This window comes from Actinokineospora sp. NBRC 105648, assembly GCF_030269645.1.
In the GTDB taxonomy this organism is placed as follows: Bacteria; Actinomycetota; Actinomycetes; order Mycobacteriales; family Pseudonocardiaceae; genus Actinokineospora.
The window spans coordinates 19162-27220 of the sequence record NZ_BSTR01000075.1 but is presented as its reverse complement, the minus strand read 5'-3'; the positions used below and the strand labels follow the sequence as shown (position 1 = coordinate 27220).

Annotated in this window: 8 protein-coding genes; 3 read left to right on the top strand and 5 right to left on the bottom strand. The window is 73.3% G+C overall.

Annotated elements, in window-relative coordinates:
* Nucleotides 1-98 precede the first annotated feature (98 nt).
* The 3 genes from QSK30_RS35155 to QSK30_RS35145 all read left to right on the top strand — a co-directional run bounded on the left by QSK30_RS35155 (nt 99) and on the right by QSK30_RS35145 (nt 2890).
* Entirely contained in the window at nt 99-1292 is a 1194-nt protein-coding gene (locus QSK30_RS35155; protein WP_285509738.1) for a 3'-5' exonuclease, read from the top strand.
* A gap of 150 nt (nt 1293-1442) precedes the next feature.
* Nucleotides 1443-2240: a hypothetical protein gene (locus QSK30_RS35150; protein ID WP_285509737.1), complete on the top strand. Its 798-nt coding sequence runs from the start codon at nt 1443-1445 to the stop codon at nt 2238-2240.
* Complete coding sequence (locus tag QSK30_RS35145) at nt 2237-2890, top strand: hypothetical protein (RefSeq protein WP_285509736.1); 654 nt, start codon at nt 2237-2239, stop codon at nt 2888-2890. The genes QSK30_RS35150 and QSK30_RS35145 overlap by 4 nt, the downstream gene beginning before the upstream one ends.
* Before the next feature lie 39 nt (nt 2891-2929).
* On the opposite strand, the gene QSK30_RS35140 is transcribed toward QSK30_RS35145, so the two are convergent.
* The 5 genes from QSK30_RS35140 to QSK30_RS35120 all read right to left on the bottom strand — a co-directional run bounded on the left by QSK30_RS35140 (nt 2930) and on the right by QSK30_RS35120 (nt 8042).
* Complete coding sequence (locus QSK30_RS35140; RefSeq protein WP_285509735.1) at nt 2930-3484, bottom strand: DUF3558 family protein; 555 nt, start codon at nt 3482-3484, stop codon at nt 2930-2932.
* 118 nt (nt 3485-3602) lie between these two features.
* Nucleotides 3603-3959 (bottom strand): hypothetical protein, encoded by a 357-nt coding sequence (locus tag QSK30_RS35135; protein WP_285509734.1) that lies wholly within the window; start codon nt 3957-3959, stop codon nt 3603-3605.
* A 175-nt stretch (nt 3960-4134) separates the two neighbouring features.
* Nucleotides 4135-5058 carry an NUDIX hydrolase gene (locus QSK30_RS35130; protein WP_285509733.1) on the bottom strand — a complete coding sequence of 308 codons (924 nt, stop codon included), beginning with the start codon at nt 5056-5058 and terminating at the stop codon, nt 4135-4137.
* Nucleotides 5059-5301: 243 nt separating this feature from the next.
* On the bottom strand, nt 5302-6342 hold the full coding sequence (locus tag QSK30_RS35125) for an AcrVA2 family anti-CRISPR protein (RefSeq protein WP_285509732.1): 1041 nt from the start codon (nt 6340-6342) through the stop codon (nt 5302-5304).
* On the bottom strand, nt 6339-8042 hold the full coding sequence (locus tag QSK30_RS35120; protein ID WP_285509731.1) for a hypothetical protein: 1704 nt from the start codon (nt 8040-8042) through the stop codon (nt 6339-6341). The genes QSK30_RS35125 and QSK30_RS35120 overlap by 4 nt, the downstream gene beginning before the upstream one ends.
* Nucleotides 8043-8059: the final 17 nt, after the last annotated feature.

Sequence of the window (8059 nt, the reverse complement as noted above, 5' to 3'; positions counted from 1 at the left end):
GCAGGGCGCGGGTCGGCAGGCAGCCGACCGGGTGAACTTTGCGCCCGGACCCGCCGCGGAGCCGCCCCGGTGTCGGGGGTGATCGAGACCATGGCGTGGTGATCACCGACCGGACCAGGCAGCAGGAGGAACCCCCGGTGCCGACCACCACCCCCACCGCGGTCAAGGAGGCCGTGCTCCGCCACGACGAGGACGGGCTGCCCGTCTACCGCCCCCGCCGCGCGCCCGAGCACCTGCTCACCGCCACCCAGCTCCGCGCCGCGCGGCTCACCCGCGCCGGCCTGTCGCCGGTGGCGCGGCTGAGCTACGGCTACGGGGGCGAGGTGTGCCCGCTCTACGACCGCCGCCAAGCCCGCCCCATCCCGCCCCGGACCGAACGGCAACGCGCCGCCTTGGCCAACCTCAACACCGTGCCCTGCGGGCGGTGCGGGGCCGTGCGGGTGTCGCGGTGGGGTGTGCGGCTGTGCGAGACCTGCGCGCCGATCGTGGCCGCCGAGCAGCACGCCCGGTGGATGCAGCGGATGGACGCCGAGGCCGAGGAACACCAGCGGATGCTCGCCGACGACCAGGCCGCCGCCACCCGCTGGGCCGCCGCCGTCCTGGCCGACCCCACCACGGTCGTACTCGACACCGAGACCACCGGCCTCGACGGCGACGTCCGGGTGGTCGAGATCGCCGTACTCGACCGCACCGGCGCCGTCCTGCTCGACACCCTGGTCAACCCCGCCATCCCCATCCCACCCGAAGCCACCGCCGTGCACGGCATCACCGACGCCATGGTCGCCACCGCGCCCACCATCGCCGACCTGCTGCCCGAGCTGACCCGGGTCCTCACCGGGCGCCGAGTAGTCATCTACAACGCCGGATACGACCGATCCGTGCTGTGGAACGAACTGGGCCGTCACCACCGCGCCGTCGACCCCCAGGACGCCGCGGCCGTGCCCTGGGAGCCGCACCCGGGCGCCGCCGCGTGGATGGCCAGCTGGCGGCCCGAGTGCGCCATGGACGCCTACGCCGCCTGGTACGGCGAATGGCACGACTACTGGCGCGACTACCGCTGGCAGCCACTATGCGGCGGGCACCGCGCCGCGGACGACTGCGCCGCCGTGCTCCGCCGACTCGACACCATGGCCACCCACCACCCCGACCAACCACTCCCCCACCCATCGGCCGGGCCGGTCGACGTCGAGGGCCAGGACCAGGACCAGGACCAGGACCAGGACCAGGACCACACCAAACCACCCGCGGCACCGGCGGACCACACTGCACCGGCCGGTGCCGCCGCACGGTGAACCGACCCGACCACGGCACTTCCGGACTCCCGGACTACGGGAGCCTGGAAGTGCCGAGGTTCGGCAAGGGGTCGGATCGGGTTGATCCGATCGGGCGAGTCATCCGCCCTGATCCTCGACTTTACATCGTGACGATGTAAAGTCGGTTTCATGGATGACATCGAGTCCGGCGTCGAGAACCCCGGTCGTGGCGACACCGAGTTGTGGACCATCACCCGCGCCGCGGCCTATTGCGGGTGCGGGGTGATCACTTTCCGGGGGTATCAGCGCAGCCAGGGCGCACCGCGCACGATCTCGCGCCAGCCCGGCGCCGGGGGCGAGGGGCTGGTCGAGGCCGAGGCGGTCCGCGCCTGGCAGGCGTCGCGCCCGGGGCGGGGTGCGCGGACCGACCAGGGCTTGCCCGAGGCGCGCGCACTCGCCGAGCGAGTCTTGGGCGACTACTACCCCCGGCGCATCGACGAGACCACCTACCGCACCGAGGACGGGCTGGAGGTCCTCGTCGGCTGGCACCGCAACCGGCACACCCCGCTCGCCGAGCAGTTCCGCTTGGGGCGCGACCACTACTTCCGCGTGGGCAGGCACGGCAACTGGGACATCTCCCCCGACGACGTCGAGACGCTGGCCGCGAGCCTGGCCCGGGCGCTGCGCGCGGCCCGCAAGGACGTCGAGGCCCACGCCGCGCAGGACGCGCGCGACACCGCCGGGCGCGCCGAGATGCTGCGCCGCCTGACCGCGGCCGCCGACGAGGTCGAGGCCGCCAAGGCCGAACCGGGCCGCCCCCGGCTGATGGACGCCTTCGCCACCCGCAAACACCTTGTCGCCCTGGCCCGCGAGCGCTACCACCACGGCCGCTTCCAGGGGGACAACGGCTTCCGGTTCGCGCTGAGCCTGGAGGAGATCGCCCAAGCCGCTCGGATGCCGGTCGACGACGTCGAGCACGCGTCGTGACGAAACGCCCCCGCTCATCCCCACCGGCCTCGGCGTTGGCCGAGGTCGGCGGGCTGGGCGAGGCCGCCGAAGCGGTGCTGCGGCTGCGTGCCGAACACGCGCGCCTGACCCGGCAGGTCGCCGAGGCCGAAGAGGAGTTCGTGCGTCGGGTCGCCGCGGCGCACGCAGCGAACCAGTTGGGCCGGGCCGGGATGGCCGCGGCCTACGAGCTGGTCCGCGCGTGGGGCACGACCAACGGCACGGGTGGCCCCGACCGCTGGGCCGCCCGCATCGGCCGCGGTGAGACCGCGATGGCCCGCTCCACCCGCTCGACACCCAACGGCGCCGACGGAGCCAGCTGGGAAGGCCACACGGGCTGGGAGGGGCTGCGCGGGTCGCCCCACCCACCCGTCGGCGCCCACGTCGCCTACGCGCTCTTCGGCCCCGACAAAGCCCCGGTCCACATCGGGTGGACCGCCCGGTTCCTGCCCCGGGTCAAGGCGCTGCACGTCGAAGGGCTCGTGTGGGCGTCCTGGCTCGCCCGGCTCTGCGCGACCCGCCGCGACTGCATCGACGCGAAACAAGACCTGGTCGACCTCTACGGCCTGCCGGGCGCGACCCCGGTCAACCACCCGGAAACCACAAACCCGGCCCCGCCACCAGCCAAGTAACAGACTCCCGAACCCCGGGACTCCGGAAGTCTGTCGTGCTCAGGGCAGCCCAGGCTCGACCAACACCGCCGCCCGCCGCGCCACCGGACACAACGCGACCGGGTCGCCACCGGCGACCGCGACGTCGACCCGGGAGGTGGTGGTGACCGCCAAGCTCACCACGCACCCGGCCTCACCGCGGCGGATCGACTCGGCGGCATCGTGCCCACCGACCCGGGTGGTGGTGACCTCGCCCTGCGCGACGATGTCCTTGATCCCCAGCTCGGGGAACAGCTCGACCGCGATCGCGTGGCTCTCCGTCATGTTCGGCCTGTCGACCACCCACTGACACGACCGCCGCTTCCCCACCCTCTCCTCACGCCCCGGCCCCGCCCCGAGCTCCCGCACCGCGGCACCGGACAGCAGCGCGCACGGCCGCACCGAGTCCAGACCGGCGGCGACCACCCTGGTCGAGGACACGGCACCGGCCCGCCCGGACAGGTCACCGGCGGGCACCGCGCTGCCCCGGGTCGGGTCCGCGCACCCCGCCAGACCGGACACCACCACCAGGACCGCGGCCAGGCCCCCGGATCGCCGCCGTCGGGTTGTCGCCACCTCGGCAGCGTAAGGCCCGACCGCGGGGTCCAGGCGGATCACCACCGACGGCGTTCCCACCCGCGTCTCCACCGAGGGAGCCCGACGGGTGCTTCCGTCGGAAGCACCCGTCACCCGGTCAGCCTCGCGGGTGCCGCAGGCCATGCCGCAGGGGCTCCAACTCACCGGTGACCTGCACGCGCTCGGCCAGGGTGCGGACCAGGCGCCGGTAGCGGGCGGGCACCGCGTCCGGGCGCAGCGCGACCTCCTCCAGTAGCGCCGCCACGACCACCACGGTGTCGGCGCGGTAGGCCTGCAGGTGGCGTATCACCCCGGGCCGCCACCGCTCGTGCACGGTGAGCACCGGCATCCCGGCGCCGTCGACGGCCACGATCACCCCATCGTGATCGGTCAGCCGCCACGCCGGTACCCCCGTCGCGGCCAGGCGCGCGTCCGCCGCCCGGTCGAGCCACCATTTCCGCTGATCAATCACCATGGGCACACCCTTCCATCGTCCACCACGGACACTAGAACACATGTGCGAAACCGTGGTGATGGTCGGGCGGGTGCTCACCGCCGGCCGCCACGAAATCCTCGAGTTCTCGGGGCACCGATCCCGGACTGCGGGAGTCCGGTAGTACCGGAGTCTGGGAGTCGGTCCGGGTCGGTGCCTACTCGATCGCGGCGGCCAGGGCGCGCCGGTGGTCGGGCCACATCCGGTCCTCGATGCCGTCTCGGTGGAGGCCGTCGACGTCGCACCACCAGGCGCCGGTGGCCGGGTCGAGGGCGGGCGGGGTGCCGGGCAGGTGCGCGTGGGTGGTGTAGGTGCAGGTCCAGGCGTGCAGGGTGTGCGGGGAGCTGACCGGTCGGATCGCGCGCACGATCCGGGCCGGGGTGCCGGCGGGCAGGGCCAGGCCGGTCTCGGCGCGCAGCGTGCGGGCACCGGCCGCGGCGATCCCGTCGATGGTGAGCGCCCGGTCCCCGCCCCGCCACTGTGCGGTGGTGCGGTGCTCGTCTCCGGGTAGGGCGTAGCCGCCGGGCAGGCTCGGGATGACGCCCTGGTCGGTGGTGCGCGGGATCAGCAGGACGTGGCCGGTGTCGGTGGTGACCACGGTGTCGACCACCGCGGTCTCGCCCCACCACCAGGCGTAGCCCAGACCGGTCGGCAGGCCGATGCGCGGGTCGGCGAGCAGCTGGACGTGGTGGGGGTGCAGCGGCCGACCGTGCTGGTCAAGCGCCCAGCCGCGCGCCCGGAGGTGGTCGCGGAGTCCGGGGTGGACCCGGACCGGCGGGTGGGCGGCCTCGACGGTGGCGATCTCCGGATCGGCCTCGCCGCGCGCGGTGGCGCGGTTGGGGTGGCCGGTGGCGTCGAAGCCCGCGGGCACCCGCGCCGGGCCGCCCCGTCCGGCAGGGACGTAGCCGGGGCTGGTGGCCAGCAGCCGGGCGCGGTAGCCGGGCTGGGTGGTCTCGGCCAGGTACCCGGCGATCTCGTCGAGGGTCTCGCTCGGGTAGCCGCGGCCGCCGTAACCAGGCCCCCAACAGTCCTCATCGGGCACCAGCAGGCAGTCCAGAGCAAACGGCGCGGAGATCGTCATACACCCGAGAAAACCGGTCCGAAACGTGCTCTGACCAGCGATTTCGTAGAACTGTCGTGGCTCTGTCGCAGCACTGTCGTGCCAGTGTCCTGCCTCCGGAATGTCGACGGTGTCGGGGTGGACCGCGGCCCTGCCCCACCTGGCGGGTGCTCGCCACGAAATCCTCGAGTTCTCTCGGTACCCGATCCCGGACTGCGGGAGTCCGGTAGTACCGGAGTCTGGGAGTCGGTCCGGGTTGGGTGTCTAGGTGTTCGACGGGCCTGCGGGGTAGATGGTCGGTACGGGCGGGCCGTCGAGCTGGGCGCGGTTGATGAACGAGCCTCGGATCAGGGTGGAGCGGGGGACGGTCTTGCCGGGGCCGGTCCAGCGGATGCCGTAGTGGCTGCGCCGCGGGTGCGGGGTCTTGGCACCGCCGGTGCCGGTGCTGGTCGCGGGTTGGGCGCGTGCCGGGTCGGCCAGGGCCGGGCCGAGTCGCCATCCGACGTGGTGCACGGTCTCGGCGGCCGCGGGTTTGGCACGACGAGCCGGACGGCGGGCAGCTGCGGCGCGGGGCGCGGTCGCCGGCTCGATCTCGGCGCCGAGGCTGCACACGTACATCAGCGCGTCGAGGGCGGGCAGCAGCTTCGACCGCAGCGCCGCGGCGTGCTGGGCGACGGTGTGGGCGCGCTCGCCGCGGGCGGCCTTGTCGAGATCGGCGGACCGTGCCGCCGCGGCACGCACCTCGGGGTGGAACCAGCCATCGGCGATGTGCAGGCGGGTGGCGGCCTCCTCCAGGCCGGTTGAATCGCGGCAGACCATGGTCAGCCGGTAGCCGACGCAGTCCGCGTCGTCGGTGTCGGTCATCCGGCGCCCACCGGCGTCGACGCCGCTGACGTAGACCGCGATCAGCCCGGTCGGGGTGCCCGCCGCGCCGACGCACGGCACCGGGGAAGGGAACAGCAGCAGTGGGTTGCGGTGCGGCAGGTGCGCCAGCACCCCGGCCGGGACGCGGTCGCGATCGACCTGGGCCAGGGCGTCGAGCATCTGCGGGTGCACGCTGTAGACCACCCCGTCCGCGGCCCATCGCTTGTGAGTCCGGTAGGACAACGCCGGGGCCGCCAACGGCGCGGGGATCGCCATCCGGCCCGAGGACTCGGCGGCCTCGTCCACATACCGCAAGGTGTCGGTCTGCCGCAACACCCGCACCAGGTTCGCGTGCTGGACCCGCAGATCGTCCAGGTGCACCGCGGCCGCGCGCGCCAGCTCCCGTGGCCGCAAGACCGGACCGGCCATGCGCCCGCTCACGCCAGGGCCGCCTCTGCGCTGGCCGGGGTGGTGTAGCGGATCAGGTGCTCAACGTCGGCCAGCGGCGTTCCTGGGCGGGTGCCGCGGCCTCTGGTCGACATGCGGGCCGCGACGTCGGCGAACCGGTCGCGCCGCACCTGCCACACGGCCTGGCGGTGGTCGAGGTCCGGGCACTGAGTGCGCAGCGCGGTCACGGCGTCGTTGAAGTCGGCGCCGATCAGGTTGGTGGCGGTGGCCTTGGCGGCCAGGTCGTAGGCGTCCATCGGCGACAGGCCGCGCGCGATGGTCACCACGTGTGCCAGGGCTTGGGCGATGGCCTGCCAGTCGGCGTGCAGGTCGACCTCGACCGGAACTGGCCGTGTTCGCGTCCCAGCAGGGCCGCTGCGGGGTTTCCGGGCGCTCTTGGTCCTGATCGTCCGGGCGATGGCCGCTCGGGCCTGCTCGGCGGTCAGAGGCCCGTCTGCGGCGGGATGCTGCACCCCCTCGTCAGGGGCGTCGTCGTTTGCCGCGTCGTGGTCGACCTCGGGCACCGAAATTTTCGCGCGCGCGGTCTGGTGGTCACCACTCAAAGCGGCCCCCGTAGTGATCCCCTGGTCGAGCTGAGCGTCATCCATCGGTCCGGGGCGCGCTGTGCGCGTCGCGGTTCCCGCGTCAGCGGGGCCAGCCTCGCGCTTGCGCGGGCTCTTGGTGTTCTCGTTGGTCTTCTCTTCGTAGTTCTTAGTGGAACCCGGGATCCCGGGTTCCGGGGCGACCTGCGGGTTTGTGGTGTTTGCGCTGGTCAGCCCGGAACCCGGATTCCCGGGTTCCGGGGCGACCTGCGGGTTTGTGGTGTTTGCGCTGGTCAGCCCGGAACCCGGATTCCCGGGTTCCGGGGCGAACAGGGACAACGGTTCCTGCGGTTTGTGCGGGTCGGGCTCGCCCAACGCGCGGGCTCGGGCACGGTCGGCCCGGATCTTGGCCTTCTTCGCGATCCTGCGGGCGTCGTCGTCGGCGGCCTCCTGCGCGGCTGACGCCAGCGCCGCGGCTCGCTGCGCCGCGGCGACCACTCGGGTTCGGAGGTCGTCGTCCTGGGTGTCGTCTTCGGTGAGCGTCGCCGCTGCGGCCTTCGCCGCCGCGGCCTTCGCTTTGGCGGTGGCCGCGTTGAGCTGCTTCCACTCCGCGCCCCGCGGTTTCGGATGCAGCTCCCACTCCCCGCCCGCGCGGATGCGGTACACCCCGCTGCTCGTGTACGCCTCGGCGGCCATCACCTTGACCCGGCGTCGCTCGTAGATCTCTTTGCCGTCATCGCCCAGGACGCCGGTCCCCCACGGCACGAGCTGGTACTTGCCGGGGGCGAAGGCGGCGACCTGCTCACGCACCTGCCCGTCGGTGAGCGGCACCTTGGAGATCAACGTGGTCGACGAGCGGGCGTTCTCCTTCGAGCGGGTGCCGGCCGGGGCGGTGTGGCTCCACTCGACCCGCACCAGGCACCCGCACCGGATCACCGCGTTGTAGGCCCGGCTCAACTGCGCCTCACCGACGCCCCCGGCGTGGTCGATCACCTTGGTGAGGGTCATCCCGTACGAGTCGCTGTGCCGCAGGAACGCGGCCAGCACGTAGACCCCCAATGCGTTCGCGCGCTCGATCACGTCGAACGTGGTGTTCGGGGTCTGGATGTGCCGCGCACTCGGCGGGGAGACATCCCTGATTTCCTGCGCCATGCTCAGACACCCCCCGT

Excerpts from the sequence above, each read along its gene's own strand:
- QSK30_RS35150 (WP_285509737.1), top strand. The coding sequence starts at position 1,443 with ATGGATGACATCGAGTCCGGCGTCGAGAACCCCGGTCGTGGCGACACC.
- QSK30_RS35135 (WP_285509734.1), bottom strand. The coding sequence starts at position 3,959 with ATGGTGATTGATCAGCGGAAATGGTGGCTCGACCGGGCGGCGGACGCG.
- QSK30_RS35130 (WP_285509733.1), bottom strand. The coding sequence starts at position 5,058 with ATGACGATCTCCGCGCCGTTTGCTCTGGACTGCCTGCTGGTGCCCGAT.
- QSK30_RS35120 (WP_285509731.1), bottom strand. The coding sequence starts at position 8,042 with ATGGCGCAGGAAATCAGGGATGTCTCCCCGCCGAGTGCGCGGCACATC.